18 protein-coding genes and 1 pseudogene are annotated in these 20,102 nt (G+C 68.3%); 2 read left to right on the top strand and 17 right to left on the bottom strand.

The features are described from left to right. Positions 1–3: 3 nt before the first annotated feature. From SROS_RS22885 to SROS_RS22810, 16 genes and pseudogenes are all read right to left on the bottom strand, one after another. The gene (locus SROS_RS22885; RefSeq protein ID WP_012891299.1) at positions 4–801 is read right to left on the bottom strand and encodes a creatininase family protein; all 798 of its coding nucleotides are present in this window, start codon (positions 799–801) and stop codon (positions 4–6) included. A 5-nt stretch (positions 802–806) separates the two neighbouring features. After that, positions 807–2,051: an ABC transporter substrate-binding protein gene (locus SROS_RS22880; RefSeq protein ID WP_012891298.1), complete on the bottom strand. Its 1,245-nt coding sequence runs from the start codon at positions 2,049–2,051 to the stop codon at positions 807–809. 163 nt (positions 2,052–2,214) lie between these two features. Continuing rightward, positions 2,215–3,261 (bottom strand): branched-chain amino acid ABC transporter permease, encoded by a 1,047-nt coding sequence (locus tag SROS_RS22875; RefSeq protein ID WP_012891297.1) that lies wholly within the window; start codon positions 3,259–3,261, stop codon positions 2,215–2,217. After that, a complete protein-coding gene (locus SROS_RS22870) occupies positions 3,258–4,136 on the bottom strand; it encodes a branched-chain amino acid ABC transporter permease (RefSeq protein ID WP_012891296.1) in 879 nt (292 codons plus the stop codon). Before SROS_RS22870 ends, SROS_RS22875 begins: the two co-directional genes overlap by 4 nt. 11 nt (positions 4,137–4,147) lie before the next feature. Continuing rightward, positions 4,148–4,858 (bottom strand): ABC transporter ATP-binding protein, encoded by a 711-nt coding sequence (locus SROS_RS22865; protein ID WP_012891295.1) that lies wholly within the window; start codon positions 4,856–4,858, stop codon positions 4,148–4,150. Next, positions 4,858–5,652 carry an ABC transporter ATP-binding protein gene (locus SROS_RS22860; protein WP_012891294.1) on the bottom strand — a complete coding sequence of 265 codons (795 nt, stop codon included), beginning with the start codon at positions 5,650–5,652 and terminating at the stop codon, positions 4,858–4,860. The genes SROS_RS22865 and SROS_RS22860 overlap by 1 nt, the downstream gene beginning before the upstream one ends. Before the next feature lie 266 nt (positions 5,653–5,918). Then, on the bottom strand, positions 5,919–6,434 hold the full coding sequence (locus SROS_RS53935; RefSeq protein WP_169369348.1) for a P-type ATPase actuator domain-containing protein: 516 nt from the start codon (positions 6,432–6,434) through the stop codon (positions 5,919–5,921). A gap of 123 nt (positions 6,435–6,557) precedes the next feature. After that, complete coding sequence (locus tag SROS_RS22850) at positions 6,558–7,247, bottom strand: FadR/GntR family transcriptional regulator (RefSeq protein ID WP_012891293.1); 690 nt, start codon at positions 7,245–7,247, stop codon at positions 6,558–6,560. Between the two features lie 233 nt (positions 7,248–7,480). Continuing rightward, complete coding sequence (locus tag SROS_RS22845; protein ID WP_012891292.1) at positions 7,481–8,257, bottom strand: transposase family protein; 777 nt, start codon at positions 8,255–8,257, stop codon at positions 7,481–7,483. 30 nt (positions 8,258–8,287) lie between these two features. Beyond that, positions 8,288–9,426 (bottom strand): IS3 family transposase gene (locus tag SROS_RS22840; protein ID WP_245564761.1). Its coding sequence is split into 2 segments (ribosomal slippage): positions 8,288–9,213 and positions 9,213–9,426, totalling 1,140 coding nucleotides; the frame shifts between segments, so codons are not numbered across the junction. 107 nt (positions 9,427–9,533) lie between these two features. Next, positions 9,534–10,400: pseudogene (locus SROS_RS22830) on the bottom strand (IS630 family transposase); the annotation flags it as partial. A gap of 29 nt (positions 10,401–10,429) precedes the next feature. Continuing rightward, entirely contained in the window at positions 10,430–11,452 is a 1,023-nt protein-coding gene (locus SROS_RS22825; protein ID WP_218919680.1) for a hypothetical protein, read from the bottom strand. A 12-nt stretch (positions 11,453–11,464) separates the two neighbouring features. Further along, positions 11,465–11,791 (bottom strand): hypothetical protein, encoded by a 327-nt coding sequence (locus tag SROS_RS52290; protein ID WP_218919679.1) that lies wholly within the window; start codon positions 11,789–11,791, stop codon positions 11,465–11,467. Positions 11,792–12,212: 421 nt separating this feature from the next. Further along, positions 12,213–13,358, bottom strand: a complete 1,146-nt coding sequence (locus SROS_RS22820) for an FAD-dependent oxidoreductase (RefSeq protein WP_012891290.1) — start codon at positions 13,356–13,358, stop codon at positions 12,213–12,215. A 20-nt stretch (positions 13,359–13,378) separates the two neighbouring features. Continuing rightward, a complete protein-coding gene (locus tag SROS_RS22815; protein WP_012891289.1) occupies positions 13,379–14,383 on the bottom strand; it encodes an NAD-dependent epimerase/dehydratase family protein in 1,005 nt (334 codons plus the stop codon). Continuing rightward, positions 14,380–16,008 carry a CocE/NonD family hydrolase gene (locus SROS_RS22810; protein WP_012891288.1) on the bottom strand — a complete coding sequence of 543 codons (1,629 nt, stop codon included), beginning with the start codon at positions 16,006–16,008 and terminating at the stop codon, positions 14,380–14,382. The genes SROS_RS22815 and SROS_RS22810 overlap by 4 nt, the downstream gene beginning before the upstream one ends. 163 nt (positions 16,009–16,171) lie before the next feature. Here SROS_RS22810 and SROS_RS22805 point away from each other — a divergent pair, with 163 nt between their 5' ends. After that, positions 16,172–16,630 carry a GbsR/MarR family transcriptional regulator gene (locus SROS_RS22805; RefSeq protein ID WP_012891287.1) on the top strand — a complete coding sequence of 153 codons (459 nt, stop codon included), beginning with the start codon at positions 16,172–16,174 and terminating at the stop codon, positions 16,628–16,630. Between the two features lie 736 nt (positions 16,631–17,366). Continuing rightward, the gene (locus tag SROS_RS22800; RefSeq protein WP_043656430.1) at positions 17,367–18,722 is read left to right on the top strand and encodes a TrkH family potassium uptake protein; all 1,356 of its coding nucleotides are present in this window, start codon (positions 17,367–17,369) and stop codon (positions 18,720–18,722) included. Here SROS_RS22800 and SROS_RS22795 read toward each other — a convergent pair. Further along, entirely contained in the window at positions 18,709–19,590 is an 882-nt protein-coding gene (locus SROS_RS22795; protein WP_012891284.1) for an alpha/beta fold hydrolase, read from the bottom strand. The two genes, SROS_RS22800 and SROS_RS22795, sit on opposite strands and share 14 nt — an antisense overlap. Positions 19,591–20,102 lie beyond the last annotated feature (512 nt).

Below are 20,102 nucleotides of genomic sequence, written 5' to 3'. Positions count from 1 at the left end.
CGATCAGTTGTCCGCGGCCACGGCATCGGCCATGGCCTTGGCGTGGTGGTCGTAATAGCGCCACTCGTCGTAGGGCGGGTGCGGGCTGCCGTGGTAGGCCAGGGGCGTCACCTTCGGCGCATGCTCCTCGCCCCTGCGCCATTCCGCCAGTTCGCGCGCGGACAGGTTCGCCGGGGCCAGGTGCTCCTGCTCGTCCCAGTTGACGAGCTCGGGGAAGTACCGCCCGACCAGCGCCGTCTCGGTCTCTCCGCCGTGCGTCTTCAGCCCTCCGCGCCACCGTTCCGGCGGATCGTACAGCCGCCACATCGGCTCGTCACCGGTCTGCTCCAGGCGCGCGAGCGATGATCCGTCGTCGAGCCACTGGACGCCGGTGTGACCGTCGGCGTTCTTGCTCCGCACGACATCGGCCACCATCTGCTTGTGCCGGATGTCGCCCTGGTGGTTGACGAGGAAGACGCGGGTGAAGCCGGTGCCGAGGATGGTGTCGAGAATGTCGGACAGCAGCCCTTCCGCGATCTCGCGGCGCACCCGGAACGATCCTGGGAAGGCGCCCGTGACGAAGTTGATCCCCCAGTAGTACGGGGGCGCGATGAGGCTCTCCACACCACGTTCGGCGAGTCGCCGCCGGGTGAGCTTGCACAGCAGGTACGAGCCGTACACGTCGGTGCCGAGCGGCAGGTGCGGACCGTGCGCCTCGATGACGCCCAGCGGCAGGAGCACCGGCGGTCTGCGCAGCGCGGCGGCCTCAAGCTCCTGCCCGGTCATCTCGGCCATGGTGTCCTCGAAGATCGAATAAGACATCGTGGTCACTCCGCCTTTTCCTTGACCGTCCGCCAGGACGTGCCGTCGAAGTGCTGGACGACCTGTCCGTGCACCGGGGGGGCGGTGGCGTCGGTGGCGTCGAGCGTGACACCCGGCATGAGGACATCGACGGCCGGGGCGTGGGCCAGCGTGCGGACCGCGTCCATCAGGGCCTGCCGGGTCGGCGCCTTGGTCTGCTCCAGCGTGGCCACCAGCGTCTGGGCCTCGCCGTAGGAGATCTCGCCGTTCACCAGGTTGCCGAACGCCTTGGGATACTCCTTGATGCTCTCCAGGTACCCCTTGACGCCGGCGTCGTCCTGCCACTGCGGGTCGTCCGCGGCCTTGATGAAGGACGCGGTGTACAGGTCGTCGAGGCCGGTCAGCTTGCCCAGCTTGAGGATTCCACTGATGTCGGCGGTGTTGTTCACCATGTAGATCTCCGGCGACCAGCCGAGCGTGCCTGCGTGCTTGATGCCGCTGATCATGAGCGGTGGGATCACCACGCCCATGTACAGCACGTCGGCTTTGGTGCTCGCCAGGGCGGAGATCTGGCTGTCCACGGTCGAGTCGGTGCGGCCGTACGTGGCGATCTTCACGATCTCGACTTTGGAGCCCTTGATGCCGGCCTGCAGGCCCGTCAGATAGCCCTGCCCGAGATCATCGTTCTGTCTGAGCACGGCGACCGTCATCGGCTTGTTCCGCGCCGCCAGGTATTTGCCGTACGTCTCTCCTTCGGAGATGGGCGTCGGCCCCCATCCGACCGTCCACGGGTTCTTCGCGCGGTCGCTGAACTTCTCCGAGCCCGAGTGCACGTACAGGTGCGGGACCTTGTCGGCGTTCGCACGCGGCATGATCGCCAGGTTGGGTCCGGTGCCGAGCGGCTGGAACACCGCGAACACCGCGTCCTGGTGAACCAGACGCTGGTAGTTCTGCACGCTCTTGGCGGGATCGTAGGCGTCGTCGTAGTACACATACTTGATGGTGCGGGTCTTGCCGTCGCCCATCTTGACCCCGCCCTGCGCGTTGACGCGGGCGAAGTACGCCTGCGAAGCCGCCAACGTGGCCTCGCCCGCGCTCGCCAGCGGCCCGGACAGTGGCAGGCTCGTGCCGATTGTGATGGTCGTGTCAGTGATGCCGGGATCGCTGGAGATGGTCGTCCCGGCCGTACCGGCGTCGCGGCCGCAGGCCGCGAGCATGAGCAACCCTGCCGTGCCGACGGTCAGCGCCAGGTTTCGCGTGAACAGTGCCAACGAGATCACTCCGGAGGTGGAAGGAACCTTCGTACGCCAAGCCCGGAGGAGGCCTTCGTCTCGTCGGGTTCGGGGGATGGGAGCGTGAGCACATCGAGCATCGTAAAGATGTTTTCGATGTATTGAATATAGCTTTTGAGTAGAGGTGCGGCAAGGTCTGCGGTCAGGTGATCACGCGTTGCTCAGCAGGCGCCGCGGGGATCGATTCCGCTGGACGGCGCGTCATGATCAGCCTGGACCAGGCGGCCCGCAGCGCTCCGCTGATCCCACCCGGCACCATGAGCAGCACGATCAGCAGAGCGACGCCGAAGAACAGCGCGGAGCGCCCAGGCGTGGCCCGATCCGTGATGTTCGGGACAAGAATGTAGAAGGCCGCTCCGATCACACAGCCGAGCGGGCTGCGCACGCCCCCGACGACGAGGGCGACGAGCATCGATATCGACAACGTGAGCGCGAGGGAGTCGACGCCGATGTAGCGGACCGCGGTGAGGTACAGCCAACCCGCAACTCCCCCGTACGCCGAGGCGATCGCGAAGGCGAGGATCTTGTAGCGCTGTACGGGTATTCCCACCGACGAGGCGGCGATCTCACTGGTCCGGATCAGCGTCAGGGCCCGGCCCACCCGGCCGGCCAGCAGATTGCGCGCCAGCAGGAACATCACGGCCCCGATGGCGAGCACGAGCAGGTACTGCCACTGGTCATCGGCCAATCCGCTCCAGCTCGGCGCCGAGATCGTGCTCACCGCCAGCCCGACGGCGCCTCCGGTCACTCCTTCCAGCCGGATGGCGAGCGGGACGACGACGACGGGTAGGGCCAGCGTGATCACCCCGAAGGCGAATCCCCGCAGCCGCACGGCTGGAATGGCCACGATCACCCCGGCCACCGCGCACAGGATCGGTGCGAGCAGGAGGCCGCCCACGGCCGGCCAGCCGTGGGCAAAGCCGTAGGCGCCCACGTAGGCGCCGATGCCGAAGAACGCACTCTGCCCCAGCGTCACCTGACCCGCGTACCCGGTCAGCACGTCGATCCCGCGGATCGCCACGGCCAGCGCGATCACCAGCGTGAGCTGGAGGTTGGTGTAAGGCGAGGCGTTGAAAGGGATCGCGACGGCGGCGGCGGCGACGGCGATGCCCGCGACCCATCTGGTCGCCCGCCGATCGGCGAGGCTCTCCCGCCACGAGGGCCGGACGGTGTTCGTCAAGCGGGTCATACCCGCATCACTTCCTTTCGCCCCAACAGGCCCTGCGGCCGGATCAGGAGCACGACCGCCATGATCACAAGCGGGACCGCGATCTGCAGGTCGGTTCCCACCAGCGGGATGTAGGTGCCGGCCAGGTTCTGCGCGATGCCGAGTGTCCAAGCGGCGACGATGGCGCCGATCGGGCTGTCGAGTCCTCCGAGAATCGCCGCCGCCACCGCGTAGATCAGGACGTTGTCGAGCATGCCGGGCTGCAGCGAGATCTTCGGCGCGATCAGCACGCCGCCCAGACTGCCGACCGCCCCCGCCAGCGCCCAGCCCGTCATCAGCAGCACACCGATCGGCAGCCCGGACAACGCGCTCGACTGCGGATTGTCGGCGACGGCCCGCAGCGCCAGCCCCAGCCGCGTGCCCCGGAACAGGGCTTGCATGACGAGGATGACCGCGATCAACACGCCCACGATGCCGATGTCCTGCAAGGTGAAGTGCATCGCGCCGACACTGAGGTCGCGTTCCGGAAACAGCGAGGGGATCGTTTTCAGGTCCGCGCCCCAAATCCAGATCACCACACCGTTGAACGTGGTCAGGAGGCCGACGGTGACGATGATCGTGGTGAGGTGGTCGCGCCCCTCGAAGCGGCGGATCAGCAATCGCTCGACACCGGCCCCGACGAGGATCGCGATGAAAATCGCCAGGACGACGGCCAGCACGATCGGAACGTCCGCCTGTGTCATCGCCCAGGCCAGATAAGTCGACAGCACGGCCATCTGCCCCTGGGCGAAATTGATCATTCCCGTGGATCGATAGACCAGCACGAGAGCCAGTGCTAGCGCACCGTAGATCGAACCAGTGGTCATCCCATCGATGACCTGCTGAAGTGCGTGCATCGGAAGGTACCTCACGTTCCGAGGTAGGCGCGGCGCACGTCGTCGCGGCCGGCGATCTCCGCCGCCGGCCCCGCTACCACAACGCGCCCGAATTCGAGCACGGACGCCCGATCGGCCATGCCGAGGGCGAGGTTCGCGTTCTGCTCGACGACCAGCATGGACACGCCCCACTCGGCACGGAAGCCGAGCAGCGCGTCGAAGACCCGGCGAGTGATCACGGGCGCGAGGCCGAGCGACGGCTCGTCGAGGACCAGCAACTTCGGACGGCTCATCAGAGCTCGGCAGATGGCCAGCATCTGCTGCTCGCCGCCAGACATGGTGCCGGCTGCCGCTTTGACGCGCTTGGCCAGCGCCGGGAACATGGCCAGGCACCGGTCGAGGTCGCCGCGTACCGCTGAGCGGTCGCGCCGGAGCAGCGCGCCGACCATCATGTTGTCGCGGACGCTGAGGTTGGCCAGCGAACCGCGCCCCTGAGGGACGTGCGCCACCCCGAGGCGGGCGATCCGTTCGGTGCTCAGGCCTGTGATGTCGAGGCCGTCGAAGACGATCTCGCCCCGGCGGCGGATCATGCCGCACAGCGCCCGCAGCGTGGTCGTCTTGCCCGCGCCGTTCGCGCCGAGGAGCGCCGTCGTGCCGCCCGTCTCGACCGTCAGCTCCACGCCGTGCAGCACTTCGGCCGCGCCGTATCCGGCGCGCAGGTCGCGGATCTCCAGCAGCGCCATCACGCGGCTCCCAGATACGCCTCGACGACTGCCGGATCGAGTTGCACCTGCGCGGCGGTGCCCTCGGCGACCTTGACGCCCTCCACCAGAGCAACCACCTTGTCGGTGATCGCGGAGATCATGCCCATGTGATGCTCGACGAGGAGAACTGAGATGCCGTGGTCGTCCCGAATCCGGCGGATCACCGTGGCGAGGGCCATGACCTCCTCGTGTGTCAGACCGGAGGCGAGCTCGTCCAGCAACAGCAGCGTCGGCCCGGTGAGCATCGCCCGCGCCAGCTCGACGCGCTTCTGCTCGCCGTAAGACAGCTCGCCGGCTCTGAGGTTCGCCTGATGCCCGATCTCCAGATAGTCGAGCAGGTCCCGGGCGGCCCGCGTGGTCCGCCGCTCGTCCCGGATAGCCCACGGCAACCGCAGCGCGTACGACAGCGGACCCGAGCGGATGCCGCCGTGGCCGCCCACCAGGACGTTCTCCATGACGGTGGACGAGGGCTCCAGGATCGGATGCTGGAAGGTGCGGGCCACACCATGGCGGGGCAGTTCGTGCGGCTTGCACCGGGTCACGTCCGTTCCCGCGACGCGGATCCACCCGGACGTCGCCGGATAGTAGCCGCAGACGCAGTTGAACAGGGACGTCTTTCCCGCGCCGTTCGGTCCGACCAGGCCGACGATCGTGCGAGATTCGACGACCAGGTCCACGGAGGTGAGTGCCCGGACTCCGCCGAGCAGCAGCGACAACTGGGTGATCTCAAGGGTGGGCGGTGGATCTCCGGACGGCGGATCGGGCTGAGGCACGCGATTCCCATCTCTCTTCACAGGCGGTACCCGAAGGCGACACCTCCAATAGATCCATCGAATGTATCCTTTGAAAGGGGCCGCAACAAGAGACCAAACCCCAATTTCGGTCATTTACGGAGATTCGCCGATACTCCGCGTTGCCTTACGGCAGCACGGAGCCGACCCACGAGCCTGGCAAGCCGAGCCGCGGCGGCAGACGATTCGGGCGTTATCCCCTCGCCGCGCGACACATCCGCTTCTGTAGAGCCCGCTGCGACCGGACGCTACGTAGCTCTGCGTCGCGTCCGCGACTCTATGCGTGCTCGGAGATGATTGGTTTTGAGAGAAGCGATCATGAACGTCATGGCCCGCAGCAGGCTGTCTTGCACCGGCGTGCCCCACAGCAGGGGCAGAGCGAACAGGGCGAGGGCGGCGGCGACCATGATGATGGAGTAGCGCCGCTCGACCTTCTCGATGAACAGCTGGGTGCGCGCCTTGGTGGCGCCGGCCTGCTCGACCATCGCCCCGATCCGGGCGATCACGGTCTCCGACGCCGGCCGGGTGACGCGCACGCGCAGCGCGCCGGTGCCGTTCACCGTACCGGCGAACACCTCATCGCCCGCCTGCTTGTCCACCGGCAGGCTCTCACCGCGGTGGTCGTCGTGGCCCGACTGCTGGGGGCGGCCGGAGTGCCGCCCGGGCCGCTCCCGCTCGGGCTGGGCGCGGTGCCGGTTTGTGGTGAAGCGCCTGGCCCGCCTGCCGCTGCCACGCCTGTATGGTGATCGTCTGCTGCGGCTCATGGACGAGATCGATGGCGCATGCCCGGAACACTGACAGCTATCTTTCGGGCTATCGCGACGACCCAAGTGGAGGGCTCACGCACACACGCCGAGAACGGAGTCCCCTGGCCAGAAACGAGTGGATCAGCGGCTGGTCAGCCGCACGTGCCGCTCCCCGGCCTGCCGTGCGGCCTCGACGTCTCCGACGCAGACCGCTTCCACGATGGCCGTGTGCGTCTCCCTGGCCTCGGCGCCGCCGAAGTCGCCGTCGGGCACGACCATGTTCACCTGGCTCTCGATGAAGTCGAGCAGGCTGAGGTAGAGGTGCCGGAGCACGAGGTTGGGGCTCACCTCGGCGAGTCTGCGATGCAAGGCCCAGTTGGCCGCGAGGTAGGTGTTCGGATCGTCCTGGCTGCGGAGCAGCTTCTGCAGCAGAGCGTTGAGCTCCGCGATGTCGCTGTCCGTACGATGCCGCGCGGCCTCCACCACGACCATTGGGTCAAGGCGATCCCGCACGGCGAGGCAGTCGGCCACGGTGATCGGCTCGCTGTGCAGTTCAAGAACCTTGTGGCCGAGGCGCACGAACGCGGCCGGCTCACTGACGAAGATCCCGCCTCCGTTGCCAGGCCGGGCCTCGACCAGCCCACGGGCCTCCAGCATGCGGACCGTCTCGCTCACTGTGGCGGCGGCGACCCCATACTTGACCCGCAGATCCGCGCGCGTTCCCAGCCGGTCACCTTGCGCCCACTCGCCGGACAGGATCCGGCCCTCGATCTCACGGACCAGCACCTCGGCCCGCGATACCTTAGGGGGCAGCGAAACGGCATCCGTCACGGTAAACAATCCCCGATCTCTCGCGAACGAACCTCAGACCGGCTGACGGCCGGTGGTCGGCTGGCAAGCACACGCCAGCCACTCCCTCATTGAGTATACTGGATATCCTCAATCAAATCGATGATCTTCCACTCATCGCCCGTGACTCTCCCCTCGTACTGTGGAGATCTGGCCTAACGACCTCGTGCATGATTGCGATGAGGGCGTGGTTCGCTGAGGCGACACTTTTTTGATCATGCTTTCTGTCCTCGGAGCCGGGTGGATGCACTCCGCTGATCGGATAGAAGCGCAGCCACGGCGCGGATGGTTTCGGGCAGGTGGTCGCGGCGGCCGTGGTGGCGCGCCAAGGCCCTCCAGTTTTTTAGGTGGGCGATGCCGTGCTCGACGGGAATGCGCCGGGAGGAGTGCGCGTGCCGGGCTGCATCGTGATGGGCCATCAGCCATTGGACGTGTTCCAGGTTCCTGCCGCGCCGTTTGCGAGGTGGGGTGAGGATCTGACCTGCGGCGGTGATGTCGGCGACCGATCCGGGACGGGTTCCGCCGCAAAACAGCAGCTCCCCTTGGAGGTTGGTGAGGACCATCGTCTTCATCGCGTTCATCCGGCTCTTGCCGGAGACGAAGCGATCTCGCTCGGGGGTGCCGGCGGCTGGGCGGCGGACGCGGATCTCCGTGGCGTCCAAGATCGCTTCTTGACCGCTGTCTCCCAGGTAGGCGATCACATCGGCCAAAGTTCGTAAGCGTCGGCCCGTGGTGATGCTGCACCCTCGGTCAGCCAGTAAGGGGCGGATCTGGTGGATGGCGCGGGTGATGGTGGAGCGGTCGACGCCGAACCAGCAACCCAGTACGTCCTGGGTGACGCCGTGGCGCAGGTGCACCAGTGTGGCCAGCAGTCGATCGACGAACATCAGCTTGTGTTCAGCGCCGGCACCGAGGTTGCGTCGTCGTGGGCGACCGGCGAGCGCGGCTTGGTGCCGGGCCTGCCACTGGAGTTGCCCCGGTTCGATAGACACATCAGGGCTTGCGACTACGCGGCAGCATAGTCAAGGTCTTGGGCGTTCTTGAGCGCGTGTCGGCGTTCGTATTTCGGCGGGGCTGAGCTGGCCGTTGGCGGAGTGACGGCGGCGCGGGTTGTAGAAGCCCTCGATGTAGCTGAACAGGGCCCGTTCGGCTTCTGACCTGGTGCGGAAGGTGCGCCGGTCAATCAGCTCGCACTCCAGCGAGGCGAAGAAGCTCTCAGTGATCGCATTGTCGAAGCACGTTCCGGTCCGGCCCGTCGACGGGCGGACGCCTGCCTGCTCACAGCGCTGACCGAAGGCAAACGAGGTGTATTGACCCCCCTTATCGCTGTGGTGAATCACCCCGGCCTCGGGGTGGCGCTGGTGCAGCGCCATCGCCAGCGCATCGGTCACCAACTCGGTGCGCATGTGCTCGGCCATCGCCCAGCCGACGATCCGGCGGGAGAAGACATCCAGCACCACCGCCAGATAGACGAAGCCCTGCCAGGTCGGCACGTACGTGATGTCAGCGGTCCAGATCCGGTTTGGCTCCTCGGCACAGAAGTCGCGCCCGACCAAGTCGGATGCAGATCTGGCGCGCGGATCGGTGACAGTGGTGCGGGCGCCCTTACGCCTGCTCACCCCGGCCAGCCCGGCCACGCGCATCAGCCGGGCCACTCGTTTGCGGCCCACCCGGACCCCATCCAGTTCGCGCAGGTCGGCGTGAATACGTGGCGCCCCGTAGATCTCATCAGACGCTTGGTGATGCCGACGGATCCGCTCGGTCAGCTCGGCGTCGCGACGGGCTCGAGTCGACGGGCCGCGCCGCTGCCGGGCCGCCCAGGCGTAGTAGCCCTGGCGCGACACACCCAGCACCCGAGCCAGCAGGGAGACCTTGTGGTGGTCCTTCTCCGCATGAATCAACCGGAACTTCATCTCGGCAGATCCGTCTCCCGCGCGAAGAAAGCCGCGGCCTTGCGCAAGATCTCCTTCTCCTCACGGAGAATCTTGTTCTCCCGGCGCAGCCGAGCCAGCTCGTCCTTCTCGGCGCTGGTCAGCCCGTCCTGGCGGCGGCCGTCATCCAGATCAGCCTGGCGCACCCAGGTACGGATCGACTGCGCGGAAGGCTGGAACTCCTTGGCCAGCTCCTCCGGCGTCCGTCCCGCGCGCACCAGCTCTACCATCTGCCGGCGAAACTCCGGCGGATAGTTGTTCGGCACAGCAGACTCCTTCTTCCGGGAACCAGGGTTCCCCAGAGATCAGGTGTCCACCAAACCGGGCCAACTCCACCGGTGGGGGTGAAGTGCATATGGAAGCGGGGATGCCGCGCCAGCCACGCCTTGATCGCCGGAGTCTTGTGCGTGCCGTAGTTGTCGCAGATCAAATGGACGTCCAGTTCGGCGGGCACCGTCTTGTCGATCGTGATCAGGAACTTCTTGAACTCCGCGGCGCGGTGCTGGCGGTGCAACTCGCCGATGACGGTTCCGTCTTCGACGTTGAAGGCGGCGAACAGGCTGGTGATCCCGTTGCGCACGTAGTCGTGGGTGCGGCGCTCGGGCATGCCGGGCATCATCGGCAGCACCGGCTGGGAGCGGTCCAGTGCCTGGATCTGGGACTTTTCATCCACGCACAGCACCACCGCCCGTTCCGGCGGGTTGTGATACAGCCCCACCACATCGACGACCTTCTCCACGAACAACGGGTCGGTGGACAGTTTGAAGGTGTCGGCCTGGTGCGGTTTGAGCCCGAAGTCCCGCCAGATCCGCCCGATCGTCGACTTCGACAGTCCGCTGCGCTGGGCCATCGAGGCCCTCGACCAGTGCGTGGCGCCTTTGGGTGTCTGTTCCAAGGTCGCTACTACGACCTGTTCGACCTGGTCCAGGCCGATCGACGGTGGCCGGCCTGGACGCTGTTCGTCCATCAGACCCTCCAGTCGCAGCTTGACGAATCGGTTACGCCACTTGGAGACCGTGTCACGATGCACCCGCAGATCCGCGGCGATCTCGATGTTGTCCCTGCCGGCCGCACACGCCAGCACGATTTTGGATCGCATCGCCAGCACCTGCGACGACTTCGCCCGCCGTGCCCAGCGCTCCAGCGTCGCCCTCTCCTGGTCGGTCAGCGTCACCTCGGCCTTCGGCCTTCCTGTCCGTGCCATAACGACAGTCTAGACTTAGCCGAAGAATTTCAGACGCGCCACACTAGCGTAAGGACGGTGAAGCCGATGGCGGCTGCGCGCCGACGGTGACGGACGGCGGAGATGGTGACGGCCAGGGCGCCAGAGACCATCATCGCCAGAATGCCTGTGGCGTAGGCACCTGCCTGTGCGTCGACATCGGCGCCGAAGGCGATCGTGAGAATGATGCAGATCACGGTGTAGACGATCACCACGGGGCGGACGGCGCGTCCCCACTCCGGCGCCATGCCGTACGAAGGCAGATATCGCGGCACGATGTTGATCAGCCCGGCCATTGCGGAGGCACCCGCGAACCAGAGGATGAGGATGGTGCTGATGTCGTAGGCGGTGCCGATCCCGTCGCCGAGATAGGTGTGTGCCAAGTAGGCCAGGGCGCGGCCGTTGGCCTGGCCTCCGGGTTGGAACTGCTCGGCGGGGATGAGGACGGTGGTCACGAAGCTGGTGGCGATCAGGTAGACGCTCATGATGAGTGCGGCGGCGGTCAGGAGTTTGCGGGTGTTGCGGATGCGTGATTCCAGGCGTTCCTCGGCGGTCCGACCCGAGGCGGCGACGAGCGGAATCATGCTCACCCCGGTCTCGAAGCCGGACAGTCCCAGCACCAGAAGCGGGAAGGCCAGGATCGCGGGGCCGAGCGCGCCGATGAAGCCTCCGCTGCTGGAAGTGAGCGCGTCGAGCCAGGTGGAGATCGCATCCGGAGAGGCGAGCACCTCCGTCATGCCGACCACCACGACCACGGCGTTGAGTCCCAGGAAGATCGCCACCAGCGGGATCGCCACGGCGACCGCTTCGGTGAAACCGAGCAGAAAGACACCGCCCAGGACCAGCAACAACAGGATGGTCAGCTCGACAGCGTGCCCGTGCAGGAAGCTCGGGAAGAACGGGTTCTCCAGGACGTGAACCGAGGCGTCGGCAGCGGACAGAGTGATCGTGACGATCCAGGAGGTGGCCACGAAGCCGAGCAGCACAAGCACGAACAGTTTGCCCCACCAGAACGGCAGCAGGTTCTCCAGCATCGCCACCGAACCCTACCCATGCGGGCTCTCCCGGGCCACCCTGCGGTACATCGGCAGCATGCCCAGGAGCGTCAGCGCGACGATGAGCAGCGTGGCCAGCGGCGACAGCGCCCCGGCGGCCAGCGCGGCGATACCGGGCAAGTAAGCCAACGTGGAGAAGTAGTCGACACCTGTCAGGCACATGACCTTCCACCAGGCCTGCGGCTTAGCATGCCCTTCGTCGGCCTCCGGCCCCACCGGCTGGACCCGATGCTCCAGCAGCCAGCGCCCGAAGGCGTTGGGTGGGGAGGCCGACCGTTTGGGACTCTCGACCTTCTCGGGAACGACAAACTTGCTCATCCTGCCCCCTCGCCGCACCACGGCTCATTACGTATCACGAACGCCCAAGAGTAGATCCACGGTTCGCGGAATCGGCAGGGGCGGCATGCGGAATGGCGGTATGCGCTACCCGGCGTCATCAGCATTCCCTCACTGCGCTGCCGCTGACGGGACGCGACCGCAAGCAGCCTCGCACCCGCCAGTCGGGGCGTCGTCTTCGGCCTCGCACCGGCCCCCGGCGCGGAATAGGCAACACCAGGCCGGGCGCTGAGGGTTGGCCGTGACGGCCAACCCTCAGCGGATCCCATTCGGAAGGTGCACGCTGTCACACCCGCGTGAGCTCCAGATGACGGGACCTGGTGCCTAGCCGCCGGGCAGGCCAAGATGTCGGCAGCAGTGCTGATGCGTGCCATCATTGCGCCCGCCCAGATGTGGCATGACCTTAGCCCTTGATGAAGCGGCGGGTCATGTAGCGGCGCACTGGCGGGAGCGCGGCCAAGCGCAGGGGAAGCAGGCTCAGCCACAGCACCAGGGGGTTAGCTGGGGCGTAGACGCCTTTGACGCGGCGGCCGAGCTTCTGCTTGCGTTCGGCCTCGGGCCGAATGGCGGCCTCCCACGCGGCCAGTGCGGCGGGGATGTCGCCGGGGTGGGCGGCCAGCTCGGTGCCGAGCCGATCGGCGCCGCCGACGGCCAGCGAAGAGCCGTACCCGGCAAACAGGGTGACGCACCAGGCGGCATCGCCCAGCAGGACCACCCGGCCTTTGCTCCAGGACGGGGCGACGACTTGGCTGATGGTGTCGAAGTAGACCGACTCGGCCCGCGCCAGTCCGGCGAGGGCTTCGGGGATGACCCAGCCGAGGTCGCCGTAGACGCGCTTTAGTTCGGTGCCCACGTCCTCGCCGGGGCGGGCGTGGTCGGTGCGGTAGCCGAAGAAGGCGACGTTGCGGCCGTCGGGGATGCTGATGACGGCGGCGGTACGGCCGTTGGATGACAGGGTGCCGGTCGCGCCGGGCGCAATGCTGGCCGGTCGCCGGTCGAGCATGAAGACGGCGACCTTGTGCTCCAGGTCGAGCAGGAAGTCCTCCTCCGGGCCGAACAGCAGGGCGCGGGTGGCCGAGTGCAGCCCATCGGCGCCGATCAGCAGGTCGCCCTCCTCGATGGTGCCGTCGCTCAGGGTGACGCGGACGGCGTGGTCGTCCTGGTCGACAGCGGTGAGGGTGGTGCCGAAGCGGATCTCGGTGCGATCGTGGACTCGCTCGTAGAGGACGACTTCGAGGTCGCCGCGCAGGATGGTGATCGAGCGCGGGCCGGTGGTGGCGGCGATGGTGGCGCGGTCGAGGGCGAAGCGGCGCGATCCGTCGCTCTTGTGGTAGACGAGCTCGGTGGTGTCGAACGCCTTGGCCCGCAGGTCGTCCACGATGCCGAGGCGTTCGGCGGCGTCGTAGCCGATGCCGCCGAAGGTGACGGCGTAGCCGCCGCCGCGCCGCTGCGGGGCGCGTTCGACGATGAGGGTGTCCCAGCCGATCTGGTGCAGGCGCAGAGCGGTGGCCAGGCCGGCGATGCCGGCTCCGATGATGATGGCGCGCATAACAGGTGGTGCCTTCTTCTTTAGTGGGAGAGCTGGTCGAGCAGGCGCTGTTCCGCGGCGGCGTCGAGCCAGGTGTCGGGGGAGGGAGCATCGGCGCGGGGTGCCGGGTCGCCTTCGGCCTGGAGCCAGGCCCAGGTGTCGGCGAGGGTCTCGCGCAGCGGGCGCGTGGTGAGGCCTTCGGCCAGGGCGGCGCTGACGTCGGCGTCGTGCATGCCGCTCGGTGCGCTGCCGTCGGGCAGCCGCAGCCCGAACTCCATGCCGAGCGGCAGGCCGTGCCGCATGAGCACTTCCGGCTGCACCCACACCAGTTCGGTGTCGAAGCCGGTGACCTCCAGCGCCGTGGTGAGCAGATCGCCGAGGGTGATCGCGCCCGGCGGGCCGGTCACGGTGAAGGCGCCGCTCAGGCCGCGTTCGGCGGACTGGAGCATCCAGGCGGCCAGGTCCCGGACGTCGAGGTACTGCAGGGGCGTCTCGGCCGGGGCGGGGGCGAGGACCCGGCCGCCCTTCTCCAGGCGGCGCAGCCACCACGGGATACGGCCGACATCCTCATACGGGCCCAGGATCATCCCGGCCCTGGCCAGCAACGCCGCCGCAGGGAAGGACTCGGTGACGGCGAGTTCGCCGCCGCGCTTGGCGGCGGCGTAGTCGGCGTCGTCGGTGCTGCCGGGGTCGCCGTCGACCAGGGGCGCCTGCTCGTCGGCGCCCGCGGGCCAGGGCCAGCGGTGTACGCCGCGGCTGGAGACGTACCCGTAGTGCCCTACGCGATCGGACAGCAGGCGGGCGGCCTCGCGCACCACCTGCGGCGCCCAGGCCCAGGTGTCGACGACCGCGTCCCACTCCCCATCACCCAGTGCCCGCCGTACGGACTCGGCGTCGGTGCGGTCGGCGATGAGCGCGCGCACGCCGGGCGCGGGGGCGCGGCTGAGGCCGCGGTTGAGCGTGCTCACCTCGTCGCCGCGCTCCAGCGCGGCCTCGACGAGGGCGCGGCCCACGTGGTGGGTGCCGCCGAGAACGAGTAGTTTCACGATGCTCCTGAAGTAAGCGGCAGCCAGAGGGCTGACGGGTTGTTGTGGTCGTGGAAGATCTCGTGCTCCGAGGCGCGCAGCTCGCGTCCGGTCGCGAGCGGTTCGCCCGTGCCGGGGTTACGGCCGAAGCGCGGGTGGGCCCCGCTGGAGACCTGCAGCCGGATGCGGTGACCGCGCCGGAAACGGTGCGCCATCGGCCACAGGGCGATGTCGGCCACCCCGACATCGCCCGTCCCGCTTGCGCCGGACTCGTACAGCCGGATGATGCCGTCGCACACATTGACCGACCTACCGCGCGGATCGACGTCGCAGATGCGGGCGAAGTAGTCGACGTGCGGGTTGTCGGAGCGTGCGTGCAGGCGGACGCGGACCGAGCCGACGGCCTCGACATCCTCCGTAAGGGGCGCGGTGGTGAAGGTGAGCACGTCGGCTCTGGCCTCGATGCGGCGATTGTCCTTCGCGCCCGCCGACATGCCCACCTGCGTGCCACCGACCGTGGGGGTGGGGTCGGCGGGGTCGTAGCGGTAGCGGCTGGGCTCTGCCCGGCCGTCGGGTCGGGTACGGCTCAGCCCGCCGCCCAGGTGCAGGAACCAGGGGGTCGCCTTGTGCGCGGGCGGCCACGTGGGCACGTCGACCCAACGGCCCGCACCGGTGACGAACAGCCGCACACCCGAGGGCGCCTTCCGTCCAAGCAAGGCGGCATCCAGCATGGCGAGCGCGTCGCTGAGTCCTTCGCGGGTGTAGAGCCCGCGGCCATGGGTCCACGGGCCGATCAGCAGCCGCACGTTCCGTCCGGCGGCCGACAGGGCTGCGTAATCGGCCAGCATGCCCGGCAGGAAGAAGTCATGCCAGCCCCCCTGCAGGTGCACCACCGGTGGCATGCGCGCGACGTTGTGGCGGTGGTCGGTGCTCGCCCAGTACGGCTCGCCCGGGCCGTGGTGGACCCAATCCCGGAACCACAGCACGGGATGCCCGGTCAGCGCCTGATCGGCTTCCTGCAGGGGGAGGGCGAGCGTGGCACTCGACAGTCGCCGTGCGGCACCGACCAGGCCGGCCATTTGGCGGACGATGCCGTGGCCGCTGGTGAACATCCGCTCCACCAGCTGCACCCAGCCGAGCGCGTTGCCTGTCGCGAACGCTCCGCCGGGGTACATGAAGTGTTCGGCGAAGCTGGACGGCGCGTCCTGGACGAGCGCGATCTTCCATTCCGGGATATCGCGGGCGGCCAGTTCCCATTGGACGAGGCCGAGGTAGCTGGCACCCCAGGTGGCCAGCTCGCCGCCGAACCACGGCTGGGCGCGCAGCCAGCTCAGCGTGCCGTCGGCGTCGGCTGGGTCGATGACGAAGCCGTCGAAGCTGCCGCCCGAGCCGGCCGTGCCGCGCAGGCTTTGGTACAGGACTTGGTAGCCACGCTCGGCCAGTAGGGCTGGAAGCTGGTCCAGGGCGTTGCCGCGGCCGTACGGGCTGCGCAGCAGCACCAGCGGCGGCCGCCGCTGGCCTGCCGGGTAATAGTGCGTGGCCAGCAGTCGCACACCATCAGCGGCCGGGATCTCCACGTTGCGCCGCACGCATACGCGGTGACGCAGGGCGGGGCGCACACCGTGCAAACGGCTGAGGAAGGTCATCGGGTCATCTCCTGGGTCGGCAAATACAGCTCGCCGACCAGGCTTCCCGGCACACCATCGTGTCCTCTCCCGTGGAGAGGCCGATGCGAGGACTATACCGAAGTTTCAGAAATTACTGAACAGTCAGCGTTTTCGATAGCCTGTCTCCTGAAAGGAGGCGCATGTGAATGACAGGCCTGAACAGTGGCGCGCGGCGGAACGGCTGGCCCTGACACTGATCGAGGGCGGGATGCAGCGTATGGCCGCGCGCACCTTGGCGGTCTTCCTGTTCACCGACCAGCCGAGCGTCACCGCCGGCGAGATCGCCGAACGGCTGGAGGCCAGCGCAGGCGCGGTCTCCGGTGCCATCAAATCCCTGCTGACGGTCGGCCTGATCGAACGCCTGCCCGCCCCCGGCAGCCGCCGCGAGCACTACCGGCTCCGCGACGACGCCTGGGCCACCCTGTTCACCAGCCAGAACACCGTCATCCAGGCCATGCTCCAGGCCGCGGCCGCCGGGATCGCCGTCACCGAAAGCGGTGATCCCGCCCATCAGCGCCTGGCCCAGATGCACGCCTTCTACGAGTTCCTGCTTGGCGAGATCCCCAGTCTGCTGGAGCGCTGGCACCAACAGTCCGACTGACCCCAGCCCGGATCGGGCCCCCTCCAGCGCCCATGTACGTAAGCCAACGGTGGTCGCGGCCAAGCTGGGTACCCCTCCCATGCTTCAGTACGCGACTCGCGTACGTTATCCGGTACATCGCCTCCCGAGTAGGAGCCCGTGGCTATGTCGGTGGCAACGAGAGCCAGATGTCAGCCGCTTTGAGAGCCGGGCTACGGTCCTCGGGCCGGGCTTGTGTCGGCGAGACTGGGAGCCACTCCGACCTTCCTCGTCGCCGAGTATGGCCGTCGCTCGCCCACCTCCAGGTAGTCGTCCCTCGCTCCGCTCGGGCCGCTCCACCTGGACCCGGAGCTTCGTCGACGGCGGGGTCGGCAGCTATGAGGGAAGGCCAGAGACTGCCATCGGGCCGGCCGGGCTGTCGAGGTGGCTCCCAAACTCACCGACACGGCTTTCCAGACGCGACGATCAAGGGAGCCGGACAGCAACATTCGGCTCTGATTCTCACCGACATAACCAAGCCCGTGACCGCGGCCGCCGACCGGGAGGTCACCGTGCTCCGCAATGGCCAGGTGTCCCTCGCCACCGCGGCGGACGCGTTCCTGGCCACCGCGAGACTGGCCAACGCCAACACGGGGTTCTGAGTGATCTGGACCGGAAACCCCGGCAGCGAGCCGTGGACCGCTGAGCGCACCGCCGGGCGGACATGTCGACCCCGCCGATGCCCACGCATGCCCCGGGCGGCAGGATGGCCCGAGTGATGCGTCGCTCCGTCTCCCAGGCGCTTCTGGACCGCTTCCAGCATCCGGCCCAGGTCATCGTGACCGCCTTCGCCACCGCCGCGGCGGTCGGCGCCGGCCTGCTGGCCACCCCGTTGGCGGCCGAGTCCGGCACCGCGACCCGGCTGATCGACGCCCTGTTCACCGCGGTCTCGGCGGTGTGCGTGACCGGGCTGGTGACGGTGGACACCGCCAGCCACTGGTCGGCCTTCGGTGAGGCCGTCATCCTGGTGCTGATCCAGGCCGGCGGCCTGGGCATCATGACGCTGGCCACCCTGTTCGCGATGATGATCTCCGGGCGGATCGGCCTGCGCGCCCGGATGTGGGCCCAGGCCGAGACCAAGGCGCCGCAAATGAGCGACCTGCGCAGGGTGATCGGCAACGTGGTGCTGTTCACCTTGGCCTGTGAGGCGCTGACCGCCGTCGCGCTGGCCGCCCGGTTCGCCGTCGGCTACGGCGAGCCGCCCGGCCGCGCCGCCTACCTGGGCCTCTTCCACGCCATCTCGGCGTTCAACAACGCCGGGTTCGGTCTGTGGCCCGACAACCTGGTGCGGTTCGCCACCGACGGGTGGATCTGCCTGCCGATCGCCGCCGCCGTCATCGTCGGCGGCCTGGGCTATCCGGTGGTGTTCGAGCTGCGCCGCTCCTGGCGCCACCCGAAGCGATGGTCGGTGCTGACCCGCATCACCGTCGCCACCACCCTGGTCCTGCTGCTCCTCGGCTTCCTGGTCTTCACGATCACCGAGTGGTCCAACCCGAAGACGCTGGGACCGATGGATGCGCCCGGCAAGCTACTGGCCGGGTTCTTCACCGGGGTGATGCCGCGCACCGCCGGGTTCAACAGCCTGGATGTCGCCGGGATGTATCCGACGAGCTGGCTGACCACCGACGTTTTGATGTTCATCGGCGGCGGCAGCGCCGGCACCGCCGGCGGCATCAAGGTCACCACCTTCGCGGTGCTGGCCTACGTGCTGTGGGCCGAGCTGCGCGGCGAGACCCACGTCAACGCCGGCCACCGCCGCCTGGCCGCGACCGTGCAGCGCCAGGCGCTGGCCATCGCCCTGCTGGGCGTAGCGTTGGTCATCATCTCCACCTACGCGCTGCTGGCGCTGACCCCGCACAGCCTGGATCAGGTTTTGTTCGAGGTGATCTCGGCGGCCGCCACAGTGGGCCTGTCCACGGGCATCACCGCCGACCTCACGGCGGCCGGGCAGATCCTCATCGCCCTGCTCATGTTCGCCGGCCGGGTCGGCCCGGCCACCCTGTTCTCCGCGCTGGCGCTGCGGGCCCGAAGGCGCCGCTACGAGTTGCCCGAGGAGAAGGTCATCGTCGGCTGAACCGCGCAGCCCGCAGGCGGCCCAGAAGCGCAGGCAGCAGGGCGGGATCCTCGTGCGGGCCCAGATGCCCCAAGCCCGGCACGGCGACCACGTCGGTGCTCAGCAGGGCGCGGGCCGGCCCACCGATGCGGGCGGGCGGGTAGAAACAATCTGCGGCCCCGGTGGCCACGACCACCGGCGTGCCCGCCCAGCGGCGCACGACCGGCGCGGGCAGCGGCGCCGGAGCCAGGCTGGTGCGGCTGTGCCGGGCAACCAGGGTCATCCATGCCGTCAGCATCGGGTCCGGACCGGTCCGTGCGCGACTTTGACCGCTCATGTACCGCAGCAGGGCCTGACTGCGAACGGGCGTGGGGGCGGCAAGCCAGGGCAGCGTGACGCCGAGCAGGGCGGGGGTCAGGCGGGCCCGGCTCAGCCCGGCCGGGGACACCAGCACCAGGCCGTTGATCTGCGGCCCAGGGTGCGCCGCCAGGGCCACGGCTGCTCCCAGCGAGTGCCCCACCATCGTGACAGGCCCGCCGCTCACCTGGCCGGCGACCTCCCCGGCCCACCGGCCATACGCGGCCAGGCGCCTGCGCCGGGGCCGGTGCGCAGTGCTCAGGCCGGGCTGACCCGGCAGGTCGGCCATGATCACCTGGTGGTCGGGCACCAGAGCATCGGCCACCTCCAGCAGGGTCGCGGCGCAGAAGTTGGTACCCGGCAGCAGCAGCACGCCCGGCCCCTGCCCGGCGGTGACCACCGTCGTGGCCCCCAGGCCGGTCTCCAGGGTGTGCGTTCGGTGCCGGGTCGCCCAGGAACCCAGCCGGTCCCGGCACCAGGTACGGACCTGCCGCTCGCCGGCGGGTGAGGTGTAGATGGTCGGGGAGGTCATGGGAGAGCCTTTCCGCGCAGGAACATCAGGTCCAAGCGCCGACCAGGCTTCCCGGCTCACCAGCCACACAAGGCCGTCCGTCATCGGCGGGCCCGCAGCATTTCCGTCACCCTGGCAAAGATCGCCGCTTTCCGCAACCGCTCTCGCCCGCCCCGCCCAGCTGATGGGTCATACCGCAGGTATCACGGGGCCTTTGACCTGCGCCACCCGGCTAACGCCGATTTTCGTGTGGCCGCCAACCCGTCACCGGCAGTCAAACGCCTCCGTTACAGCAGGTCAGAGGCCACCTCGGGAGAAATTTCTGCATTGCTACCGAGACCCCGGAACAGGGCGGGCTCGTCGAGCGCTACCCGTTACCTTTTTGATCGTCCCCGATGAGAGTCGGGGAGCCAGGTCACCCGGCCCGGCATGACTGATCGCCCCTGTCGTTTCGATGATCCGGGGGGGTGTTGTCACCGGGCCTGGTGGCGTCGGTGGACCGCTAATAGGGACAAGGCGCTGTCTTGTGACGA

The sequence above is a fragment of the Streptosporangium roseum DSM 43021 genome (assembly GCF_000024865.1).
Lineage (GTDB): Bacteria > Actinomycetota > Actinomycetes > Streptosporangiales > Streptosporangiaceae > Streptosporangium > Streptosporangium roseum.
This window is presented reverse-complemented; position numbering and strand designations above follow the sequence as displayed.